At 72.3% G+C, this 23,876-nt stretch carries 9 protein-coding genes; all 9 read left to right on the plus strand.

Annotated elements, in window-relative coordinates:
• Positions 1–10 precede the first annotated feature (10 nt).
• The 9 genes from ABNF97_RS00180 to ABNF97_RS00220 all read left to right on the plus strand — a co-directional run bounded on the left by ABNF97_RS00180 (position 11) and on the right by ABNF97_RS00220 (position 23,875).
• Positions 11–280: a phosphopantetheine-binding protein gene (locus ABNF97_RS00180; RefSeq protein ID WP_130462522.1), complete on the plus strand. Its 270-nt coding sequence runs from the start codon at positions 11–13 to the stop codon at positions 278–280.
• Positions 277–1,761 (plus strand): condensation domain-containing protein, encoded by a 1,485-nt coding sequence (locus ABNF97_RS00185; RefSeq protein WP_349337221.1) that lies wholly within the window; start codon positions 277–279, stop codon positions 1,759–1,761. Before ABNF97_RS00180 ends, ABNF97_RS00185 begins: the two co-directional genes overlap by 4 nt.
• A gap of 107 nt (positions 1,762–1,868) precedes the next feature.
• The gene (locus tag ABNF97_RS00190) at positions 1,869–2,603 is read left to right on the plus strand and encodes an ABC transporter ATP-binding protein (RefSeq protein ID WP_349337222.1); all 735 of its coding nucleotides are present in this window, start codon (positions 1,869–1,871) and stop codon (positions 2,601–2,603) included.
• A complete protein-coding gene (locus tag ABNF97_RS00195) occupies positions 2,597–5,089 on the plus strand; it encodes an FtsX-like permease family protein (protein WP_349337223.1) in 2,493 nt (830 codons plus the stop codon). The genes ABNF97_RS00190 and ABNF97_RS00195 overlap by 7 nt, the downstream gene beginning before the upstream one ends.
• A gap of 216 nt (positions 5,090–5,305) precedes the next feature.
• Positions 5,306–6,319 carry a 2,3-diaminopropionate biosynthesis protein SbnA gene (gene sbnA, locus ABNF97_RS00200; protein WP_349337224.1) on the plus strand — a complete coding sequence of 338 codons (1,014 nt, stop codon included), beginning with the start codon at positions 5,306–5,308 and terminating at the stop codon, positions 6,317–6,319.
• Positions 6,319–7,335 carry a 2,3-diaminopropionate biosynthesis protein SbnB gene (gene sbnB / locus ABNF97_RS00205; protein ID WP_349337225.1) on the plus strand — a complete coding sequence of 339 codons (1,017 nt, stop codon included), beginning with the start codon at positions 6,319–6,321 and terminating at the stop codon, positions 7,333–7,335. Before sbnA ends, sbnB begins: the two co-directional genes overlap by 1 nt.
• A gap of 114 nt (positions 7,336–7,449) precedes the next feature.
• Positions 7,450–7,665 carry an MbtH family protein gene (locus tag ABNF97_RS00210; protein WP_101365415.1) on the plus strand — a complete coding sequence of 72 codons (216 nt, stop codon included), beginning with the start codon at positions 7,450–7,452 and terminating at the stop codon, positions 7,663–7,665.
• Positions 7,666–7,694: 29 nt separating this feature from the next.
• Positions 7,695–12,821 carry a non-ribosomal peptide synthetase gene (locus ABNF97_RS00215; RefSeq protein ID WP_349337226.1) on the plus strand — a complete coding sequence of 1,709 codons (5,127 nt, stop codon included), beginning with the start codon at positions 7,695–7,697 and terminating at the stop codon, positions 12,819–12,821.
• Positions 12,818–23,875, plus strand: a complete 11,058-nt coding sequence (locus ABNF97_RS00220; RefSeq protein WP_349337227.1) for a non-ribosomal peptide synthetase — start codon at positions 12,818–12,820, stop codon at positions 23,873–23,875. The genes ABNF97_RS00215 and ABNF97_RS00220 overlap by 4 nt, the downstream gene beginning before the upstream one ends.
• Position 23,876 lies beyond the last annotated feature (1 nt).

Here is a 23,876-nt window from a genome sequence, read left to right on the forward strand (position 1 = left end):
GGAGTGCACCATGTCCGGAACCATCCAGGACACGTCCGTCGACGCCATCCGTAGCTGGCTGGTCGGCCGGATCGCGTTCTACCTGCAACGGCCGGCCGAGGAGATCGACGCCGACGCGCCGCTGGTCGAGATCGGCCTCGACTCGGTGTACGCGATGACCCTGAGCGGGGACGTGGAGGAGCGGTTCGACATCGAGGTGGAGCCGACGATGGCCTGGGACCACCCGACCGTGAACGCTCTCGCCGGCTACCTGCACGGCGTGCTCGGGTCCCGGGGGTGACGGTGCAGGGCACCCACCCGGGCCAGCCGCCGGCCGGGTCGGACGGTTCGCCGCCCGGTCCCGGCCAGCCGCTCTCGGTCGGGCAGCAGGCGCTCTGGTTCCTCTACCAGCTCGCGCCGGAGAGTCCGGCGTACAACATCACGCTCGCGGTCCGGGTCCGGTCCGCGCTGGACGAGACGGCGCTGGCCCGGGCGGTCGACGCGCTGGTGGCCCGGCATCCGGTGCTCGGGGCGGCCTTCGCCGAGGTCGACGGGGTGCCCCGGCAGTTCGTCCCGCCGGCCGGCGTCGATCGGGCGGGCGGCTCCCGGCTGGAGGTCCGGGAGGTGCCGGGCCGTTCCGACGAGGCACTGCTCGGGCTGGCCCGGTCGGTCGGCGAGGTGCCGTTCCGGCTCGGTGCCGGTGACGTGTTCCGGGTGGTGCTGCTGCGCCGCTCCGCCGAGGACGCCGCCCTGGTGCTGGTCACCCACCACATCGTCAGCGACGCCACCTCGCAGTGGCTGCTGCTGCGCGACCTGCTCGCCGGCTACCGGGGGATCGCGGCCGGTGGCGCGCCGGACTGGGCACCGCTGACCGCAGGCTACCTGGACCATGTCGAGGCGGAGCGGGTACTGCTCGACTCGCCCCGGCGGGACCGGCTGGAACGGTACTGGCGGAACCGCTGCACCGGGGTGGCGGCCGGGGCGATCCCGGTCGACCGGCCCCGACCGGATCGGCAGACCTTCGACGGGGCGACCTACCACCTGCGGCTCCCGGACGAACTCGCGGCCCGGGTCAGGGCGGCGGCCACGGCGGCCGGAGTGACCCCGTTCGCCTTCCTACTCGGGGTCTTCCAGGCCACCCTGTACCGGTACGGCGGCCAGGACGACTTCGCGCTCGGCTGCCCGGTCGCGACCCGGTACGGCGCGGGGCTGCGGGACGTGGTCGGGTATCTGGTCAACACGCTGGTGCTGCGCGCGTCGTTCGCGCCCGGGGCGACCTTCGGCGACGCGGTGGCGGCGGCACATCGGGAACTGCTCTCCGGGCTGGCCCACGTCGGCTACCCGTTCCCGCTGCTGGACCGGATGCTCGGGGCGGGCCGGGGCGGCAGCCGGTCGCCGCTGTTCCGGATCGCCTTCACGATGGTGGCGGCGGACCGGCTCGACCCGCCGCTGCCGATGGTGCCGGAGGGCGCCGCCGTCGGCCCGGAGATCGAGTACTCCGGGCTGCGGCTGGCGGCGTTCGACGTACCGCAACTGGAGGGGCAGTTCGACCTCAACGTGGAGCTGCGCCAGGCGGAGAATTCACTCACCGGTGCCTTCCGGTACAACACGGATCTGTTCGACGGTGCGACCATAGAGCGGCTCACCGGGCACTACCGCCGGCTGCTGGAGGCGGCCACCGCCGACCCGACGCGCCGGATCGACCGGGTCTCCCTTGTCGACAGCGCAGAACTGGAACAGCTGCTCGCGTTGGGTACCGGCGGGGTCTCGCCCGGACGGTGAGGCCCGGGAACCGCCCGAAACCCGGGATACCTCAGGGTCGCCGGTCCGGGAGTTCTCAGGGTGGTATCTCATGTGTCGATCTAACAATCAGTGATTGGATGCTCGCTATGGAGCAGGCTGTGCGGCTGGAGTCGCTGAGTAAGACGTACGGTTCGGGTCAGAACGCGGTGACCGCCCTGCGAGACGTGTCGCTCGACCTCCGGGCCGGAAGCTTTACCGCGATCATGGGGCCGTCCGGCTCGGGCAAGTCGACCCTGCTGCAGTGCGCGGCGGGTCTGGACCGGCCGACCGGCGGTCGGGTGCTGATCGGCGACACCGACCTGACCGGGCTGAGCGAGACCGCGCTGACCCTGCTCCGGCGCGACCGGATCGGCTTCGTCTTCCAGGCGTTCAACCTGCTGCCGTCGCTGACCGCCGAGCAGAACGTGGCACTGCCGGTGCGGCTGGCCGGCCGCAGGCCGAGCCGGTCCGAGGTGGCGGAGGTTCTCGCCGAGGTGGGGCTCGGCAACCGGGGCGGGCACCGGCCGGCCCAGCTCTCCGGCGGCCAGCAGCAGCGGGTCGCGATCGCCCGCGCCCTGGTGACCAAGCCGGCGGTGCTCTTCGCCGACGAGCCGACCGGTGCGCTGGACACCAGCACCAGCCGGGAGGTGCTGGCGCTGCTGCGCGGCCTGGTCGACCGGCACGGGCAGACCATCGTGATGGTGACGCACGACCCGGTGACCGCCGCCCGGGCGGACCGGGTGGTCTTCCTCGCCGACGGGGTGCTCGCCGGTGAGCTGGTCAACCCGACGGCGGAGGCGATCGCCGCCCGGATGACCCGGATGGAGGTCGGCGCGTGCTGAGCATCGCGTTGCAGACGCTGCGGGTGCGCTGGGCCGCGTTCGTCGGAACCTTCGTCGCGCTCACCCTGGGCGCCGGCATGATCGCCGCGATGGGGCTGGAGATCGGCGCCACCCTGGGGCTGCCCGAACGGGCGCCGCAGCGGTTCGCCGCCGCCCCGGTGGTGGTCGCCGCGCTCGACCCGCAGTGGGATCCGGCCCGGCACGACCCGGGCAGCCGCTCCTTGATCCAGGCCCGAGGCATCTCCGACGCGCTCGCCGCCGAGGTCGGCGCGCTGGGCCGCGCGGTACCGGTCCGCTCCTTCTACGCCCAGCTCGCCGGCGGCCCCGACGACCAGGTCGGGCACGGCTGGGCCAGCGCCGAGTTCGCCCCGTACGCCCTGGCCGCCGGCCGGCCGCCGCAGTCGGACAGCGAGGTCGTGGTGCCGAGCGGCGGTGCCGGCCCGGGCGAGCGGGTCAGCGTCTTCACCACCGGCGGGCCGCGCGACTACACCGTCGCCGGGGTGACGGCGCCGGCCGATTTCGAGTCCGCGGTCTTCTTCACCGAGGCGGAGGCGGCCCGGCTCTCGCCCCGGGTCGAGGCGCTGGTCTCCTACGGGGCGCCGGAGGCGGTCCGGCAGGCGGTCGGCGGGGACGCCGAGGTGCTCACCGGGGATCGGCGCAGCGTGCTGGACCCGAGCTACAACGCCGACCGGGAGGCGATCGACAACACCCAGACGCTGCTGCCGATCACCGCCGTGGTCGCCGGCTTCGTCTCGATCTTCCTGGTCGCCTCGACCTTCGCCTTCGCGGTCGCCCAGCGGCGTCGGGAGATCGCCCTGCTCCGCACGGTCGGTGCCACCCCCCGGCAGGTACGCCGGATGGTGCTGGCCGAGGCGTTCGTGGTCGGCTTCGCCTCCGCGGTCGCCGGCTGCGCCCTCGGGCTGGGCGCCGCGCCGCTGCTGGCCGGCTGGATGGTCGACCTGGGGCTCGCCCCGCCGTGGTTCACCGTGGAGTTCTCCACCGGGCCGGCGGTCTGGGTGCCGCTGCTGATCGCCTTCTGCACCGGCCTGGGCGTGGCGCTGGCCGGGGTCTGGGCGGCGTCCCGCCGGGCCGGCGACGTACGCCCGATCGAGGCGCTGCGGGACGCCGCCGTCGACTCCCGGACCATGACCTCCGGCCGGTGGCTGTACGGGCTGCTCGCGCTCGCCTTCGGGCTGGTCACCATCGGCTGGGTGGCGGCGGTGAACCCGGGGATGGTGATGGCGCCGACCCGGTACATCGGGGTGCTGATGTTCCCGATCCTCGCCTTCGCGCTGCTCGCCCCGGTGGTGGTGAAGCCGATCGCCCGGCTGATCACCTGGCCGCTCGGCCGGCTCGGCGGCGCCGCCGGGATGCTGGTCCGGGAAAGCGCGCTGACCTCGGTGCGGCGCACCGCGGCCACCGCGGCGCCGGTGCTGCTCACCGTCGGGCTCTCCATCTCGCTGCTCGGCGCGGCCGCGACCATCGACCGGGCCAAGGACAGCGGCCGGCGCAACCAGGTCACCGCCGACTTCGTGGTGACCCCGGACGGCACGCCCGGGGTCAACGAGGCGGTCACCGAGCGGGTCCGGGCGATCCCCGGCGTCGACGTCGTCGCCGCCCTGCCGACCATGGTCTATGCCCGGGACGACGCCCGGCTCGCCGACTACGAGGCGCTGGCCGTCGACCCGGCGGCACTGGCCAGCACCCTGACCCTGCCGGTGGACGAGGGCAACCCGGCCGACCTGCGCGACGACACCATCATCGTCAACGACGACTGGGGGGTCGGGGTCGGCGAGACCGTCGAGGTCTTCATGGCCGACGGCAGCACGGTGCCGCTGCGGGTGGTGGCGGTCCTCGACACCACCTCCGGCAGCAACGACGTCGCCTACCTGAGCACGAGGTACGCCGGCACCGCCCGGTACGCCTTCACCGGGCTGGCCCGCCGGGTCTACGTCTCCCTGCGCGAGGGCACCGACCAGGCGACCGTCCGGGCCGCCCTGGCGAGCGCCACCGCCGGACTGGGCGCCCGGGCGATCCCGGCGCAGGAGTGGCTCGGCGAGGAGAGCCGCGAGAACAGTCAGGCCAGCACGCTGGGCATGCTGCTGGTGCTCGGCATCGCGATCGTCTTCTGCTTCATCGCCATCGTCAACACGCTGGTGATGGCGACCTCGGATCGGCTCCGGGACCTGGCGATCCTGCGGCTGGCCGGGGCCACCCCACGGCAGGTGCTCCGGGTCTTCGCCGCCGAGTCGCTGCTGGTGGCCGGCGTCGGGGTGCTGCTCGCGGTCGGGGCCTCGGCGGTGAACCTGGCCGGGCTGCGGCTCGCCCTGGGGCAGCTGGTCGGGGCCACCCCGGTCAGCGTGCCGTGGGGCACGGTGGCACTGATCACTGTGGTCAGTGCCGTGCTGGCCGTACTCGGCGCGGTGGTGCCGGTCCGGCTGGCGAACCGGACCGGCGCGGTCGAGCTGGCCGGCGTACGCGAGTAACCGTTCACATCGGACTGCGTCCGGGCTCCGCCACCCGATTTCCGGGTGGTCGGAGCCCGGTTCGTTTTGAAGATAGTTTCGATATGGGGCTGGTATAGCCGCGGGTCGCAGGATGTCAAGGAGCCGAGAAAGCAGGCCGGCGCCAACCGTGGGAACGGCACCTGGCGGTGACGTTTCCCGGGAACGTACCTGACCCGCGAAGGGAAAGCCGTGCCAATGGAAGGTTCACCGCATGCGCTGAAGGGGATCCTCGCGGCCGTCGGGAACACGCCTCTGGTGGAACTCGAACGCCTGGTACCCGATTCACGAATCAGGGTGTTCGCGAAGCTGGAGCGGTTCAATCCCGGCGGCAGCGTCAAGGATCGGACCGCACTGAGCATGCTGTTGGAGAAGATCCGCAGCGGCGAGCTCCAGCCGGGCCGGTCGGTGGTGGTCGAATCCAGCTCGGGAAATCTGGCGGTCGGGCTCGCCCAGATCTGCCGGTATTTCGGACTCCGGTTCGTCTGCGTGGTGGACGCCAAGACGACCGAACAGAACATCGCGATACTGCGGGCGTACCACGCCTCGGTCGAGGTGGTGAGCCGGCCCGACCCGGACAGCGGCGAGTACCTGCCGGTGCGGGTACGCCGGGTCCGTGAACTCGTGTCGAACACCCCGCACGCGTTCTGGCCCAACCAGTACGCGAACCCGCTCAACCCGATCGCGCACCGGCAGACCATGGGCGAGATAGTCGAGGCGCTCGACGGTGCCGTCGACTACCTGTTCTGCGCGGTCAGTTCCTGCGGCACCCTGCGCGGCTGTGCGGACTACGTCCGGCAGCACGGGCTGACCACGAAGATCGTCGCGGTCGACGCCGTCGGCAGCATGATCTTCGACGGGCAGCAGCCGATCGAGCGGCTGCTGCCCGGGCACGGCGCGTCGCTGCGGCCGGGACTCTTCGACCCGGACGCCGCCGACGAGGTCATCCACGTGACCGATCTCGAGTGCGTCGCCGCCTGCCGCCGGCTCACCGCCCGGGAGGCGATCCTGGCCGGCGGTTCCTCCGGGGCCACCGTCGCCGCCCTGGATCGGCGCGGCCCGAGCATTCCCGAGGATGCGACCTGCGTACTCATCTTCCCCGACGGTGGCGACCGCTACCTCGACACGATCTATTCCGACGACTGGGTCCGGAACCGCTTCGGTGAGGTTTCGCACCTCTGGAAGGAAGCCGCCGGTGGTGATCAGGCCTGATGCTGATCCTTCGACATGACGACGTGCAACAGATCCTGGCCGAGCGCGAACTCGCGCTGATCGAGCTGGCCGGCGAGGCGTACCGGTTGCACGACGAGGGCGCCACCGCGGTGCCGCACTCGATATTCCTCCGCTTCCCGGAGCAGGCCCGCAACCGGATCATCGGGCTGCCCGCGTACGTCGGCGGGAAGTCGCCGGCCGCCGGGATGAAGTGGATCGCCTCCTGGCCGGGGAACATCACCCGCGGGCTGGCCCGGGCCAGCGCCTCGATCGTGATCAACGACCTGGAGACCGGGCAGCCGACAGCGCTGCTGGAAGGCTCGGTGATCTCGGCGAAGCGGACCGCTGCCAGCGCCGCACTCGCCGCCCGCCTGCTGGTCCGCGAGCCCGGCCCCGGCGGGGTGACGCTGATCGGCTGTGGCGTGATCAACCTGGAGGTGCTGCGCTTCCTGCTCGCCGCCCTGCCCACGCTGAGCGAGGTGACCCTCTTCGACAGCGACTGCGGGCGGGCCGCCGCGTTCGCCCGGCAGTGCGCGGACCTCTCGCCGACCCTGCACGTGACGCTCGCCGCCGACGCCGGCCGGGCCGTCGCCGCGCACGACCTGGTCTCGATCGCCACCACGGCGGCCGAACCGCACCTCGACCTCGGCCCGGCCCGACCCGGAACCCTCGTGCTGCACGTCTCGCTGCGCGACCTGACCCCGGCGACGATCCTGGCCAGCCAGAACGTGGTCGACGACGCCGACCACGTGTGCCGGGAACGGACCTCGCTGCACCTGACCGAGTTGCAGGTGGGGCACCGGGACTTCATCGACGCGCCGATCGGCCAGATCCTGCGCGGCACCGGCGGCTTCCGCCGCGATCCCGACCGGACGGTTGTCTACTCGCCGTTCGGCCTCGGCGCCCTGGACATCACCCTCGCGGAGTTCGTCCGTGCCGCCGCCGTCGAGCGGGGCCTCGGCATCCGCGTCGACGACTTCCTGCCCGCTTCGAGCGGTACCGCGGGTCCCGGATGATCCGGTGCCAGCCCGCACCCACCCGGCCGGCCCGCCACCGGCGCGCTCCGGGCGGCACCGCGAATCCCAGGCGCTCCGGCCGCCGGCCGGAGCCTCGACCAACAAGGAGTTCCGATGGCTGACGAGCAGACCGACGACCGGGTGTACCGGGTGGTCCGCAACGACGAGGAGCAGTACTCGATCTGGCCCGCCGACCGGGATCTGCCGGCGGGCTGGCACGCCGAGGGCACCGAGGGCCCGCGTGCCGACTGCCTCGCCCGGATCGGCGAGGTCTGGACCGACATGCGACCGCTGAGCCTGCGCCAGCGGATGGCGGCGGCACAGAGCTGACCGCCCCCGCGACGAGGTGAGGAGCACGTATGAACCCCGATCGAAGCCGGACTGACCTGGTCGGCGACTCCAGCGGGCCGGCCGGCGTGGCCGGGTCCGCCAACATCCTGCCGGCGCTGGTCGCCCGCCAGGTGGCGGCCACGCCCGACGCGGTCGCCGTACTGGCCGGCGACGTCGAGGTGACGTACGCCGAACTCGACCGCCGGGCGAACCGGCTGGCCCGGTACCTGCGCGACCTCGGTGCCGGCGCCGACACGCTGGTCGGGGTCTGCCTGCCCCGCGGCGTGGACCTGGTCGTCGCGCTGCTCGGCGTCTGGAAGGCCGGTGCCGGTTACCTGCCGCTGAGCCCGGACCACCCGCGGGACTGGGCGACGTGGGTGCTGACCGACACCGGCGCCGGGATCGTGCTCACCGGATCGGCCCATGCCGACCTGGTGGCCGGCACCGGTGCCCGGGTGGTCCGCCTCGACGACATCTCGGCCGAACTCGCCGAGCTGGCCGACGAGGCGCCGACGAACCCGGCGACCGGGGACCACCTCGGCTACGCGATCTACACCTCCGGATCCACCGGCCGGCCCAAGGGCGTCATGATCAGCCACGCGGCGATCGCCAACCGGGTCGACTGGGCGGTCCGGCAGCACGGACTCGGCCCGGCCGACCGGGTGTTGCAGAAGACCGCGCTGACCTTCGACGCGGCCTGCTGGGAGTTCTTCGCCCCGCTGGTCAGTGGCGGTGCGGTGGTGCTCGCCCCGGTCGGCGCCGAACACGACCCCGCGGCGCTGGTCCGGGCGATCCGCGGGTACGGCGTCACCGTCCTCCAGGGTGTGCCGTCGGTACTCCGGCTGGTCGCCGACGACCCCGGCTGGCGGGACTGCACCTCGCTGCGGCTGCTCTTCTCGGCCGGCGAGCCGCTGCACGCCGAGCTGTGCCGGCGGCTCACCGACGGGCTCAAGGTCACCCTCTGGAACACGTACGGGCCGACCGAGTGCGCCATCGACGTGACCGCGCACCCGTACGACCCGGCGCTGCCGACCGGCCCGGTGCCGATCGGCCGACCGCTGGCCAACCTGCGGGTGCTGGTGCTGGACCCGAACGGTGACCCGGTGCCGGTCGGGGTCGCCGGTGAACTGCACGCCGGCGGGGTCGGGGTGGCCCGGGGCTACCTCGGCCGGCCGGACCTGACCGCCGAGAAGTTCGTCCCCGACCCGTACGGGCCGGCCGGGTCCCGGCTGTACCGCACCGGCGACCTGGTCCGGTGGCGGGCCGACGCCACCCTGGAGTACATCGGGCGGCTCGACCACCAGGTGAAGGTCAACGGCGTCCGGATCGAGCCCGGCGAGGTCGAGTCCGCGCTGGTCGCCCACCCCGACGTCAGCGCCGCGGTGGTGCTGGCGGTGCAGAGCGCCGACGGTGGCAAGCGGCTCGTCGGGTACGTCACCGGCGAGCGGGTGCCGGCCGCCGACCGGCTGCGTGCCTTCCTCCGGGACCGGCTGCCCGACCCGATGATCCCGGCCGCCTTCGTGGCCATGCCGGAGTTCCCGCTGAACAGCAGCGGCAAGGTGGACCGGGCCGCGCTGCCGGTGCCGGACCCCGCCGCCGAGGACGGCCGCCCGCCCTACGTGGCGCCGCGAACCGCCGCCGAGCGACTGGTCGCCCGCTCCTGGGCGGAACTGCTCAAGGTGGACCGGGTCGGCGCGCACGACGACTTCTTCTCGCTCGGCGGCTCCTCGCTGCTGCTCACCCGGCTGGCCAACCAGCTTCGGGCGGCCTCCGGCAGCAAGGTCGCGCTGCGCGGCCTCTTCGCCGCGCCCACCGTGGAACAGCAGGCGAAGCTGATCGCGGTGCCCGAAGACGACGGCCCGCCGATCGTCCAGGTCGGCCGGACCGGGCCGCTGCCGCTCTCCTTCGGGCAGCGCCGGCTCTGGTTCCTGGACCGGCTGGAGCCGGGCAACACCGAGTGGGTCGCCCCGCTCTTCGTCCGGCTCGGCCCGGAGGTCGAGCAGAGCACGGTCCGGCGGGCGCTGGACGCGCTGACCGGACGGCACGCGATCCTCCGCACCCGGTACGTCGAGGACGGCGGCGAGCCCCGCCAGGTGGTCGACCCGCCGGGCCCGGTCGAGCTGCGGGTCGTCGAGGCCGCCGCGGCCGACCTGGAGACGGTGTTCCGGGCCGAGTTCGAGCGCGGCTTCGACCTGGCCACCGGCCCGGTCTGGCGGGCGCTGCTGGTCCGCTTCCCGGGTACGCCGACGCCGACCCCGCCGACCTCGGTGCGGATCCCGGCCACCGCCGGGCGGGTCCCGGCGGGCGAGTCGGTGCTGCTGCTCACCCTGCACCACATCGCCTGCGACGGCTGGTCGTCGGTGGTGCTTGAGCGGGAGCTGCGGGAACTCTGCGCGGCGGCGGTAGCCGGTCGCGCCCCGGAACTGCCGGAGCTGCCGATCCAGTACCCCGACTTCGCCAGCTGGCAGCAGGGCTGGCTGACCGAGGAGGTGCTGGCGGCGGAGCTGGCGTACTGGCGGAGGACCCTGGACGGGCTCGGGCCGCTGGACCTGCCGACCGACCGGCCCCGACCGGCCCGGCGCGACCCCCGGGGCGCGCTCGCCCCGTTCACCATCCCGCCCGCGCTGGCCGGCGCGATCCGCGACCTCGGCCGGCGGTACGGCGCCTCCCCGTACATGACGATGCTGACCGCGTTCAGCACGCTGCTCGCCCGGTACGCCGGACGCTGGGACGTCGCCGTCGGTACTCCGGTGGCCGGCCGGAACCGGCCCGAGCTGGAGGACATGGTCGGGTTCTTCCTCAACTCGCTGGTGCTGCGGCCGAAGCTGACCGCGGGGATGCGGTTCGGCGAGGCGCTGGAGGCGACCCGGGAGGTCTGCCGGGCGGCCTTCGCACACCAGACGCTGCCGTTCGAGCGGCTCGTCGACGACCTCCAGCCGGATCGGGACATGTCCCGGACCCCGCTGTTCCAGGTCGCGTTCGACCTGCACGACGAGGGGCTCACCGGCGGCGCGGTCCAGGCGGACGACCTGGCCGCGTTCACCGAGGCGTGGCAGATCGCCAAGACCGACCTGACGCTCTTCGTCCGGGTACAGGCCGACGGCACGATGCTCGGCGCGCTGGAGTACGCGACCGCGCTCTTCGACCGCGGCACCGTGGACCGCATGGGCGGGCACCTGGTCCGGCTGCTCCGGGCGGTCACCACGGACCCGGAGCTGCGGCTCGGCGCGGTGGACTTCCTCGGCCCGGTCGACGAGCTGGTCGGCACCGGACGGACCGACCCGTTCCGCACCGGCACCCCGGACCGCTGCCTGCACCAGGTCTTCGAGGACCGGGTGCTGCTCGACCCGGACGCGGTGGCGGTGACCTTCGAGGGTGTTTCGTTGACGTACGCCGAGGTGAACGCCCGGGCGAACCGGCTGGCGCACCGGCTGCGTGCCGGCGGGGTCCGGGCCGGCTCGCTGGTCGGAGTCTGCCTGGAACGGGGCATCGAACTCGTCCCGACGCTGATCGGGGTGCTGAAGTCCGGGGCGGCGTACCTGCCGTTGGATCCGGCGCAGCCGGCGGACCGGCTGGGCCTCATGGTCGGCGACGCGGGCGCGTCGGTGATGGTGACGCAGGCGTCGCTGGTCGGGACGGTCGCCGGCTTCTTCGACGGCGAGCGGGTGGTGCTCGACCAGGAGGATCTGTCGGAGCAGCCGGTGCGGAACCCCACGCCGGTCTCGCACCCCGAGGACCTGATCTACGTGATCTACACGTCGGGGTCGACGGGCCGGCCGAAGGGGGTCTGCCTGACCCACGCCAACGTGCTGCGGCTGTTGCGCACCACCCACCCGCAGTACGCCTTCTCCGCCGACGACGTGTGGACGCTGTTCCACTCGTACGCCTTCGACGTCTCGGTCTGGGAACTCTGGGGTGCCCTGCTCTACGGCGGTCGGCTGGTGGTGGTGCCGCGCGAGGTGACCCGGCTGCCGGACGAGTTCCTGGAGCTGCTGGTCGCCGAGCGGGTGACGGTGCTCAACCAGACCCCGTCGGCGTTCCGCAGCCTGGTCGGGTTCGCCCGGGACGACGATTCCCGGCTGGACCGGCTGTCGCTGCGCGCCGTGGTCTTCGCCGGCGAGAAGTTGGAGATGGCCGAGCTGGCCCCCTGGATGGCCCGGTTCGGTGACCGACCGGCATTGATCAACATGTACGGGATCACCGAGACGACGGTGCACTCCACCTACCACCGGGTACGCCCGCAGGACATCACCGGCGCCGGCAATCCGGTCGGCTATCCGCTGAGCGATACCCGGATCTACCTGCTGGACGGCTACGGCAACCTGGTCCCGGTCGGGGTCCCCGGTGAGATCCACGTCGGTGGTCCGGGCGTGGCCCGGGGCTACCTGAACCGGCCTGAGCTGACGGCGCAGCGGTTCGTGCCGGATCCGTTCGCGGCCGAGCCCGGGGCCAGGATGTACCGCAGTGGTGACCTGGCCCGGCGCCGGCCCGACGGTGGGCTGGACTTCCTGGGCCGGATCGACCACCAGGTGCAGATCCGCGGCTACCGGGTCGAACTCGGCGAGATCGAGAGCGTGCTCGCCGCACACCCCGGCATCCGGAACGCGGTCGTGCTGACCGACGAGCCGGAGCCGGGCCAGCCGAGGGTCGTCGCCTACTACGTACCCGACGCCGACCACCCACCGCTCGTCCCCGACCTGGTCGGCTACTGCGGCAGCCGGCTGCCCGACTACATGGTGCCGGGCGTCTTCGTGCCGCTGGAGAAGATCCCGCTGACCGCCAACGGCAAGCTCGACCGCCGCGCGCTGCCCCGCCCGGCCCGGACGGTCGCCGAGGTCGACACGGCGGGCTACGTCGCGCCGCAGGGCCCGGTCGAGGAGCGGATCGCCGAGATCTGGGCTGAACTGCTCGACGTCGACGCCGGTACCCAGACGAACTTCTTCACCGTCGGCGGCCACTCGATCCTCGCGGTCCGGCTGGCCTCCCGGATCCAGCAGGAGTTCGAGATCGACCTTCCGGTCCGGACCGTCTTCGAGCGGCCCACGATCGCGCGGATCGCCGAGGCGGTCGAGGAGCGGATCCGCGCCGAGATCGACGAGCTATCCGATTCCGACCTGCTGGCCGGTCTGGCGTTGCTGAAGGAGCAAAAGGGATGAGCACGGGCGAGGGCACGATCGAACGCGGTGTCGAGGCGGCCCGGGAGGAACTGCTGCGGGCCCGGCTCGCCGGGCGGCTGCGCGGCGGTCGCCGCGCGGCGCTGACCCGGGTGGACCGGACCGGCCCGCTGCCGCTCTCCTTCGGGCAGCAGCAGATGTGGTTCCTGAGCCGGCTGGACCCGGGCAGCTGGGAGTACCTGGTGCCGCTCGCGCTGCGACTGCGCGGCCGGCTCGACCCGGCCGCACTGCGCCGGGCGCTGACCGAACTGGTCGGCCGGCACGAGATCCTGCGCACCCGCTACGCGCTGGTCGCCGGCGAGCCGACCCAGGTGATCGACCCGGCCGGTCCGGTACCGCTGGCGGTGTCGGACCTGACCGATCTGCCCGAGGCGGAGCGGGAGCGCCGGGGCTTCGAGCGGGCCGCCCAGGAGCCGGCGATTCCGTTCGACCTGGCCACCCAGTGGCCGGTCCGGGCCCGGCTGATCCGGCTGGCCGACGACGACCACCTGCTGGTCGTGGTCTTCCACCACATCGCCTGCGACGCCTGGTCGGTCGGGGTCTTCGCCGAGGAACTCAGCGAGCTGTACGCGGCCGCGCTCACCGGCCGCCCCAGCACCCTCGCCCCGCTGCCCGTGCAGTACGCCGACTACGCCGCCTGGGAGCGGAACCGCTCGGCGGCGGAACACCAGCGGCACCTGGACTACTGGCGGCAGCAGCTCGCCGGGGTGCCGCCGCTGGACCTGCCGGCGGACCGCCCCCGCCCGGCGACCCGGGACTGGGCCGGTGCGGTGGTCGAGGTGGAGCTGCCGGCCGGACTCGGCGGGCAGCTGCGCGACCTCGCCCGCCGGCACGACGCGACCCTGTTCATGGTGCTGCTCACCGGCTACCAGGCACTGCTGTCCAGGTACACCGGCGGCACCGACATCCCGGTCGGCACGGTGGTCTCCGGACGCAACCGGCCCGAGCTTTCCAAGCTGATCGGGTACGGCATCAACAGCCTGGTGATGCGGGCCCGCTGGGACTCCGACATCACCTTCGGTGAGCTGCTGTCGGCCAACCGGCAGACCGTGCTGGCCGCCTTCGACCACCAGGAGGTGCCGTTCGGGCAGCTCGTCGACGAGCTCCAGCCGGAGCGGGACATGTCCCGTACCCCGCTGTTCCAGGTCGCCTTCACCATGCACGAGGCGGGTGCCGGCGGGTACGCGATGCCGGGGCTGGCGGTCGCCCCGCTGGACGCGCTCTCCCAGGTCTCCCGCTTCGACGTGACGCTGCAGATCCAGGAGGCGGCCGACGGCGGGCTGCGCGCCCACCTGGAGTACGCGACCGCGCTCTTCGACGGTGCCACGATGCGGCGGATGGGCGGGCACCTGGTCCGGCTGCTCCAGGCCGTCGTCGCCGACCCGGATCGGTCGCTCTGCACGGTCGAGCTGCTGGACGAGGCAGAGCGGGCCGAGGTCACCGGGGTCGCCGACCCGTTCCGGATCGACCCGGTGCCGCCGACCCGGACCGTGCACCAGGCCTTCGAGGAGCGGGTGGCCGCCGCGCCGGACGCGGTGGCGGTGACCTTCGAGGGTGTCTCGTTGTCGTACGCCGAGGTGAACGCCCGGGCGAACCGACTCGCGCACCGGCTCCGCGCGCTCGGCGTGGGACCGGAGTCCCTGGTCGGGGTCTGCCTGGAGCGGGGCATCGACCTGGTGCCGACCCTGCTCGGAGTGCTGAAGTCCGGGGCCGCCTACCTGCCGTTGGACCCGGCGCAGCCGGTGGACCGGCTGGGCTTCATGGTCGGCGACGCGGGCGCGTCGGTGATCGTGACGCAGTCGTCCCTGGCCGCTACGGTCGCCGGCTTCTCCGCCGGTGCCGTGGTGAACCTGGACGAGGAGGACCTGTCCGGGCAGTCGGCGGAGAACCCCGTTCCGGTCTCCGGCCCGGAGAACCTGATCTACGTGATCTACACGTCGGGGTCGACGGGCCGGCCGAAGGGGGTCTGCCTGACCCACGCCAACGTGCTCCGACTGCTGACCGTCGGCGAGACCCACTACCGGTTCTCCGCCGACGACGTCTGGCCGCTGTTCCACTCGTACGCCTTCGACGTCTCGGTCTGGGAACTCTGGGGTGCCCTGCTCTACGGCGGTCGGCTGGTGGTGGTGCCGCGCGAGGTGACCCGGCTGCCGGACGAGTTCCTGGAGCTGCTGGTCGCCGAGCGGGTGACGGTGCTCAACCAGACCCCGTCGGCGTTCCGCAGCCTGGTCGGGTATGCCCGCAACGACGATCCCCGGCTCGCCGCCCTGGAACTGCGCGCCGTGGTCTTCGCCGGCGAGAAGTTGGAGATGGCCGAGCTGCCCCCCTGGACCGACCGGTTCGGCCTGGACCGCCCGGCCCTGCTCAACATGTACGGGATCACCGAGACGACAGTGCACTCCACCTACCACCGGGTACGCCCGCAGGACATCACCGACCCCGGTAATCCGGTCGGCTATCCCCTCGGGGATCTGCGGATCTATCTGCTGGACGGCTACGGCAACCTGGTCCCGGTCGGGGTCCCCGGTGAGATCCACGTCGGTGGTCCGGGCGTGGCCCGGGGCTACCTGAACCGGCCTGAGCTGACGGCGCGGCGGTTCGTGCCGGATCCGTTCGCGGCCGAGCCCGGGGCCAGGATGTACCGCAGTGGTGACCTGGCCCGGCGCCGGCCCGACGGTGGGCTGGACTTCCTGGGCCGGATCGACCACCAGGTGCAGATCCGCGGCTACCGGGTCGAACTCGGCGAGATCGAGTCGGTGCTCGCCGCACACCCCGGCGTCCGGGACGCGGTGGTGGTGGTCCGGGAGGACATCCCCGGCGACCAGCGACTGGTCGGCTACCTGGTGGCCGAGGGCGACCAGGTGCCGAACCCAACCGAACTACGCGAGTTCCTCGCCCGCGGCCTGCCGGAGTACATGGTGCCGGCGGCGTTCGTGCCGCTGGAGAAGATCCCGCTGACCGCCAACGGCAAGCTCGACCGCCGCGCGCTGCCCGCACCGGACCGCGCCGCGCTCTCCGGAGAGCAGGTCTACGTCGCCCCGCGTACCCCGGTGGAGGAGCGGGTAGCGGCGATCTGGCGGGACGTGCTCGGGGTCGAGCGGGTCGGCGTGCACGACAGCTTCTTCGACCTCGGCGGTCACTCGATCCGGGCGGTCGCCCTGGTCGGCGAGCTGCGGGCGATCGGGCTGGACGTCTCCGTCCGGGACGTCTTCGCGCACCGCACCGTCGCCGAACTCTGCGGGATCCTCGACGGCCGGTCGACGCCGGCTGAGCAGGAGCGCCCGGTGGCACCATTCGAGCTGATCTCCGCCGAGGACCGGGCGAAGGTGCCGGCCGGGGCGAGCGACGCGTACCCGCTGTCCCGGGTCCAGGCCGGCATGGTCGTGGAGATGCTCTCCGACGGGGAGCTGCACGCGTACCACAACGTGACCTCGTTCCGAATCCGGGACGAGCGGCCGTTCGCGCTGGACGCGCTCCGCGAGGCGGCCCGGATCGTGGTGGCCCGGCACGAGGTGCTGCGGACCGCGATCGACCTGACCACGTACTCGGTGCCGATGCAGGTGGTGTACCCGACCGCCGAGATGCCGGTCGGCGAGCGGGACCTGCGGCACCTGGACGCCGCCGAACTGGACCGGTCGCTGCGGGAGTTCACCGCCGTGGAGCGGGCCGACGTCTTCGACCTGACCCAGCCGGCCCTGATGCGGCTGCACGCGCACGTCTGCGACGACAAGACCTGGTGGCTGTCGGTCACCGAGTGCCACGCGATCATCGAGGGCTGGAGCCACCACTCGCTGCTGATGGAGGTGCTGGACCTCTACCGGGAGATCCGGGACGGTGGCACCCCGGCGGAGGTCGAGGCCCCGCCGGTGCGGTTCGCCGACTTCATCGCCGCCGAGCTGCGCTCGCTGGCCTCGGCGGAGGACCGGGACTACTGGCGGGACATCGTCGGCCGGTACGCCCGGTTCTCCCTGCCGACCGGCTGGGGCGACGAGAACGCACCGCGCGAGTCGCTGATGCTCGGGGTGCCGTTCCACGACCTGGAGTCCGACCTGCGCAAGCTGGCCAGCCGGGCGAAGGCGTCGCTGAAGACGGTGCTGCTCGCCGCGCACCTGAAGGTGATGAGCCAGCTCAGCGCCGAGGAGTCGTTCCTGACCGGCCTGGTGCTGCACGGCCGGCCCGAGGTGGTCGGCGCCGACCGGGTCTACGGGATGTACCTGAACAGCCTGCCGTTCGGCTACGACCGGGGTGCCCGGACCTGGCTGGAGCTGGTGACGCGGACGTACGCCCGGGAGATGGAGATCTGGCCCCGCCGCCGGTTCCCGATGCCGGAGATCCAGCGCGAGTTCGGTGACGGCCAGCGGCTGATGGACGTCCGGTTCAGCTACCACGACTTCGACCAGGTCGACCGGGATCTCGTCGACTACATGGCCAGCATCGACGACAGCCCGACCGAGTTCCCGCTCGCCGTGGCGGTCCGGCTCGGCTACGTGACGATGGCGGTCAACCCCCGGGTGCTGAGCCGGGCCAACGGCGACCGGATGGGAGCCATGTACCGGGCCGTGCTGGAGGCGATGGCGGCGGACCCGGAGGGTGACGCCCGGGGCACCTTCCTCGCCGACGAGGAGCGGCAGCGGCTGGTGGTCGAGTGGAACCGCACCACCGCCGAGCCGGCCGGACCGGCCGTACCGGAGCGGTTCGGCGCGCAGGTCTCGGCCACCCCGCACGCGGTGGCGGTGGAGTACGCCGGCCGGCAGCTCAGCTTTGCCGAGCTGGACGCCCGGGCGAACCGGCTCTCCCGGCACCTGCGCGCCTGCGGCGTGGTGCCGGAGTCGGTCGTCGGGGTGCTGCTGGACCGGGGTCCGGACCTGGTCGCCAGCCTCCTGGCGGTCTGGAAGGCCGGCGGCGCGTACGTCCCGCTCGACCCGGCCCATCCGGCCGACCGGCTCGCCGACATGCTGGCCGATGCCGGTGCCCGGGTGGTGGTGACCGGCGCCGGCTACGCCGACCGGTTCCCCGACGTCCCGGTGCGGGTCCTGGTCGACAAGGACGCGCCGGCCATCGCGGGACAGCCCGCGACCCCGCTCGCGGTCCCGACCGACCTGGACCGTTTGGCGTACGTGATTTTCACGTCGGGGTCGACGGGTCGGCCGAAGGGTGTGGCGGTGTCGCATCGTGGGTTGGTCAACCATGTGTCGTGGGCGGCGCGGGAGTTGGTTGGTCGTGGTGTGGGTGGTTCGGCGTTGTTCTCGTCGGTGGCGTTCGATCTGGTGGTGCCGAATGTGTGGGCGCCGTTGGTGTCGGGTCAGCGGGTGTGGTTGGCGGGTGCGGATCTGGATATGGCGGATCTGGGTCGGGAGTTGGTGGCGGCGGGTCCGTTCAGTTTCCTGAAGCTGACCCCCGGCCACCTGGAGATCCTCGCGCACCAGCTCGCACCGGGCCAGGCCAGTGGGCTCGCCGCCGTCACGGTGGTGGCCGGCGAGGCGTTCACCCGGCAGACGCTGGAACGCTGGCGCGAGTGCGCCCCCGACGCGGAGTTGGTCAACGAGTACGGGCCGACGGAGGCGTCGGTTGGCACCTGTGTCCACCCGGTTCGGGACGCGCGGACCGCTGATGTGGTGCCGATCGGTCGGCCGTTGCCGGGGATGGCGATGTACGTCCTTGATGCTGACCTGTCGCCGGTTCCGGTGGGTGTGTTGGGTGAGTTGTTCGTCGGTGGGGTGGGGGTTGCTCGGGGTTATGTGAATCGTCCGGAGTTGACGGCGGAGCGGTTCGTGCCGGATCCGTTCGGTTCTGTTCCGGGTGCCCGGCTTTATCGCACGGGTGATCTGGTGCGGGTGTTGGCGTCGGGCGATGTGGAGTTCGTGGGTCGGGTTGACGATCAGGTGAAGGTGCACGGGTATCGGATCGAGTTGGGTGAGGTCCGGTCGGTGTTGCTGGAGCACGACGCGGTTCGCGATGCGGTGGTGGTCGCGGTGGGTGCGGCGTCGGACAAGCGTCTGGTGGCGTACTGCGTGCCCGTTTCGTCGGGTGGGCTGGATGTGGCCGGGTTGACGGCGCATGTGGCGGCTCGGTTGCCGGAGTACATGGTGCCGGCGGGGTTCGTGTCGTTGGATGCGTTGCCGTTGAACGCGAACGGGAAGGTGGATCGGCGGGCGTTGCCGGATCCGGATTCTGCTGTGGTGGATGCGGGTTCGGTGTTTGTGGGTCCGCGTACGCCGGTGGAGGAGCGGATCGCTGCGGTGTGGCGGGAGGTGCTGGGCCTGGATCGGGTGGGGGTGATGGAGAGTTTCTTCGATCTGGGTGGGCATTCGATTCGTGCGGTGGCGTTGGTGGGGAGGTTGCGGGCGGCGGGGTTCGAGGTGGCGGTCCGGGACGTGTTCCAGTACCGCACGGTCGCCGAACTCGCCGAGAAGCTCGCCGGTCCGGCGCCGGAGGCGGCCGTCGAGGGTACGACCGTCGACGGGCCGACCGTGGCGCCGTTCGCGCTGGTGTCCACGGAGGACCGGGCGAAGCTGCCGGCCGGGGTGGTCGACGCGTATCCGCTGTCGCAGGTGCAACTCGGCATGGTCGTCGAGATGCTGGCCGACAGCGACCTGCACGCCTACCACAACGTCACCTCGTTCCGGCTGCGCACCGAGCGGCCGTTCGGCCTGGCGGCGCTGCGCGAGGCGGCCCGGATCGTGGTCGAGCGGCACGAACTGCTGCGAACCTCGTTCGACCTGACCACGTACTCGGTGCCGATGCAGCTCGTGCACGACACCGCCGAGATCCCGATCGGCGTACGCGACATCCGGCAGCTCGACGCCGCCGGGCGGCAGCAGGCGATCCGGGAGTTCACCACGGCGGAACGGGCCGAGCTGTTCGACCTCGGGGTGGCTCCGCTGCTGCGGTTCACCGTGCACGAGGAGAGCGACGAGGCGTGGTGGATGTCCGTCACGGTCTCCCACCCGATCACCGAGGGATGGAGCCACCGGGCGATGCTGACCGAGCTGTTGGAGCTCTACCAGCAGCTCCAGGCCGGCGAGCAGCCCGCACCCGCGACCCGGCCAGCGGTCCGGTACGCGGACTTCGTCGCCGCCGAACTGGACTCGCTCTCCTCGACCGAGGACCGCGACTACTGGCGCGGGATCGTCGACGGCTACACCCGACTGTCGCTGCCGACCGGCTGGGCTGGTGATCCGGCGACACCCCGGGAGCCGTACTCGGTCACCGTGCCGGTCCGGGACCTGGAGCCGGAGCTGCGGGCACTGGCCACGGCGACGCGTACGTCGTTGAAGGCGGTGCTGCACGCCGCGCACCTGAAGGTGATGAGCCAGCTCACCGACGAGCCGGTCTTCTACACCGGCCTGGTGTGCAGCGCGCGGCCCGAGGTCGACGGCGCCGACCGGGTCTACGGCATGTACCTCAACACGCTGCCCTTCGCCCACCGGCGCGGCGCGGCGACCTGGGGCGAGCTGGTCCGGCAGGTCTTCGACCGCGAGGTCGAACTCTGGCCGCACCGGCGCTACCCGATGCCGGCGATCCAGCGCGAGCTGGCCGACGGGCAGCGCCTGCTCGACGTGCGGTTCAGCTACCAGGACTTCGACGCGGTCGACACCGAGCTGGTCGACGTGGAGTCCGGTCTCGGCGAGGGGGCCACCGAGTTCGGTCTGGCCGTCGCCGCGATGACCGGCAGCCTGGTACTGACCGCCGACACGCACGTGCTGAGCCGGCCGGACGCGACCCGGCTCGGCGCGATGTACCGGGCGGTGCTGGCGGCGATGGCGGCGAGTGGTGCCGACGGCGACGCCCGGGACAACCACCTGCCGGCGGACGAGCGGGAGCGGCTGCTCGGCGAGTACGCCGTCAACCCCACCGCGGCACCGACCCGTACCGTGCCGGAGCTGGTGGCCGACGTGGTGGCCGCGCACCCGGACCGGACCGCGGTGGCACTCGGCGAACTGGAACTCGACTACGCGGAGCTGGATGCCCGGGCGAACCGGCTGGCCCGGCACCTGCGGTCCCGGGGCGTGGGGCCGGAGTCCCTGGTCGGGGTGCTGCTGGACCGGGGTCCGGACCTGATCGCCACCTTCCTGGCGGTCTGGAAGACCGGTGGCGCGTACGTGCCGCTGGACCCCTCCTTCCCGGCCGACCGGGTGAACACGATGCTCGCCGACGCCGGTGCCCGGGTGGTGGTCACCCGGTCCCGGCACGCGGACCGCTTCGACCCGGCGCTGGACTGCGTCCTCGTCGACACCGAGCGCCTGGAGATCGGCAACCGTCCGGCGACCCCGATCGCCGAACCCGCCGACCTGGACCGTTTGGCGTACGTGATTTTCACGTCGGGGTCGACGGGTCGGCCGAAGGGTGTGGCGGTGTCGCATCGTGGGTTGGTCAACCATGTGTCGTGGGCGGCGCGGGAGTTGGTTGGTCGTGGTGTGGGTGGTTCGGCGTTGTTCTCGTCGGTGGCGTTCGATCTGGTGGTGCCGAATGTGTGGGCGCCGTTGGTGTCGGGTCAGCGGGTGTGGTTGGCGGGTGCGGATCTGGATATGGCGGATCTGGGTCGGGAGTTGGTGGCGGCGGGTCCGTTCAGTTTCCTGAAGCTGACCCCCGGCCACCTGGAGATCCTCGGCCAGCAGGCCGAGCCGGCCCAGCTCGCCGCACTGGCCGAGGTCGTGGTGGTGGCCGGCGAGGCCCTGCCCGGCCCGGTCGCCGAGAACTGGCGCCGGTTCCTCGGCGACGGCCGCCTGGTCAACGAGTACGGCCCGACGGAGGCGTCGGTCGGTACCTGCGTCCACCCCGTCACCGGCACGCCCGGCTCGGACGTGGTACCGATCGGTCGTCCGCTGCCCGGCATGGCGATGTACGTGCTGGACGCCGATCTGTCGCCGGTCCCGCTGGGTGTGTTGGGTGAGTTGTTCGTCGGTGGGGTGGGGGTTGCTCGGGGTTATGTGAATCGTCCGGAGTTGACGGCGGAGCGGTTCGTGCCGGATCCGTTCGGTTCTGTTCCGGGTGCCCGGCTTTATCGCACGGGTGATCTGGTGCGGGTGTTGGCGTCGGGCGATGTGGAGTTCGTGGGTCGGGTTGACGATCAGGTGAAGGTGCACGGGTATCGGATCGAGTTGGGTGAGGTCCGGTCGGTGTTGCTGGAGCACGACGCGGTTCGCGATGCGGTGGTGGTCGCGGTGGGTGCGGCGTCGGACAAGCGTCTGGTGGCCTACTGCGTGCCGGCCTCGCCTGGTGAGCTGCCGGTGGGTGTGCTGGTGGAGCACTGTGGCGTGCGGTTGCCGGAGTACATGGTGCCGGCGGGGTTCGTGTCGTTGGATGCGTTGCCGTTGAACGCGAACGGGAAGGTGGATCGGCGGGCGTTGCCGGATCCGGATTCTGCTGTGGTGGATGCGGGTCCTGTTTACGTGGGGCCGCGTACGCCGGTGGAGGAGCGGATCGCTGCGGTGTGGCGGGAGGTGCTGGGCCTGGATCGGGTGGGGGTGACGGAGAGTTTCTTCGATCTGGGTGGGCATTCGATTCGTGCGGTGGCGTTGGTGGGGAGGTTGCGGGCGGCCGGGTTCGAGGTGGCGGTCCGGGACGTGTTCCAGTACCGCACGGTCGCCGAACTCGCCGAGAAGCTCGCCGGCCAGTCGGTCACCGATCAGCCGGCCGAGGCCGGTCCGGTGGCGCCCTTCGCGCTGATTTCCGCCGAGGACCGGGCGCAGCTGCCGGCCGGGGTGGTCGACGCGTACCCGCTGTCGCAGGTGCAACTCGGCATGGTCGTCGAGATGCTCGGCGGGGTGGGCGGTAACCGCTACCACAACACCAGCTTCTTCCGGATCCGGGACGAGCGGCCCTTCCAGCCGGAGGCGCTGCGCGAGGCGGCCCGGATCGTGGTCGAGCGGCACGAACTGCTGCGGACCTCGTTCGACCTGGACACGTACTCGGTGCCGATGCAGCTCGTGCACGACACCGCCGAGATGCCGGTCGAGGTGTGCGATGTGCGGCACCTGGACGACCCGGGCCGGGAGCGGGCCCTGCACGACCTGATCGCCCGGGAGCGGTCGAGCCTGTTCGACCTGGCCAACCCGCCGCTGCTCCGGATGGCCGGGTTCGTGGAGGGCGACGACGCCTGGCGGCTCGGTTTCACCCAGTGCCACGCGGTCACCGAGGGCTGGAGCCAGCAGTCGCTGCTGATGGAGGTGCTCGACCTCTACCGGCAGCTTGCCGCCGGCGAGACCCCCGAGCCGGTCGCCGCACCCGAGATCCGGTACGCGGACTTCATCGCGGCCGAACTCGACTCGCTGGGGTCGGCGGTGGATCGCGACTACTGGCAGGGAATCGTCACCCGGCACGCCCGGTTCACCCTGCCCGCCGGTTGGGGCGGTGCCGCCGACGACGCCAGCAGCTTCCGGATCCCGGTCGGCTTCCCGGACCTGGAGCCCGGGCTGCGCGCGCTGGCGACGGCGACCCGTACGTCGATGAAGGCGGTGCTGCACGCCGCACACCTGAAGGTGCTCAGCCAGCTCACCGACGAGCCGGCGTTCTTCGCCGGGCTGGTGTGCAGCGCCCGACCCGAGATCGACGGCGCCGACAAGGTCTACGGGATGTACCTCAACACGCTGCCGTTCGCGCACGACCGGATGGCCGGCACCTGGGGTGACCTGGTCCGGCAGGTCTTCGACCGCGAGGTCGAACTCTGGCCGCACCGGCGCTACCCGATGCCGGCGATCCAACGCCAGGTCGGCGGCCGGCAGCTCATCGAGGTGATGTTCAGCTATCAGGACTTCCACCAGGTCGACACGGATCTCGTCGACGTGCGGGCCGGCGCGGGCGACGCCGCCAACGAGTTCGCGCTCGCGGTGTCGACCGGTCCGGGGCACCTGATGCTGCGGGTCCGGCGCTCCGCACTGACCCCGGAGAACGCCGAGCGGGTGGTGGCGATGTACCGGGCGGTGCTGGAGTCGATGGCCGCCGGTGCCGACGGTGACGCCCGGGCGACGTACGTGCCGGCGGGGGAGCTGGAGACGGTGTTGACCGACTGGAACGACACGGCCGTGGAGTGGTGAG

The sequence above is a fragment of the Plantactinospora sp. B6F1 genome (assembly GCF_040120695.1).
Taxonomy (GTDB): domain Bacteria; phylum Actinomycetota; class Actinomycetes; order Mycobacteriales; family Micromonosporaceae; genus Plantactinospora.

Excerpts from the sequence above, each read along its gene's own strand:
- sbnA (WP_349337224.1), top strand. The coding sequence starts at position 5,306 with ATGGAAGGTTCACCGCATGCGCTGAAGGGGATCCTCGCGGCCGTCGGG.
- sbnB (WP_349337225.1), top strand. The coding sequence starts at position 6,319 with ATGCTGATCCTTCGACATGACGACGTGCAACAGATCCTGGCCGAGCGC.
- ABNF97_RS00215 (WP_349337226.1), top strand. The coding sequence starts at position 7,695 with ATGAACCCCGATCGAAGCCGGACTGACCTGGTCGGCGACTCCAGCGGG.
- ABNF97_RS00220 (WP_349337227.1), top strand. The coding sequence starts at position 12,818 with ATGAGCACGGGCGAGGGCACGATCGAACGCGGTGTCGAGGCGGCCCGG.
- ABNF97_RS00180 (WP_130462522.1), top strand. The coding sequence starts at position 11 with ATGTCCGGAACCATCCAGGACACGTCCGTCGACGCCATCCGTAGCTGG.
- ABNF97_RS00190 (WP_349337222.1), top strand. The coding sequence starts at position 1,869 with ATGGAGCAGGCTGTGCGGCTGGAGTCGCTGAGTAAGACGTACGGTTCG.
- ABNF97_RS00210 (WP_101365415.1), top strand. The coding sequence starts at position 7,450 with ATGGCTGACGAGCAGACCGACGACCGGGTGTACCGGGTGGTCCGCAAC.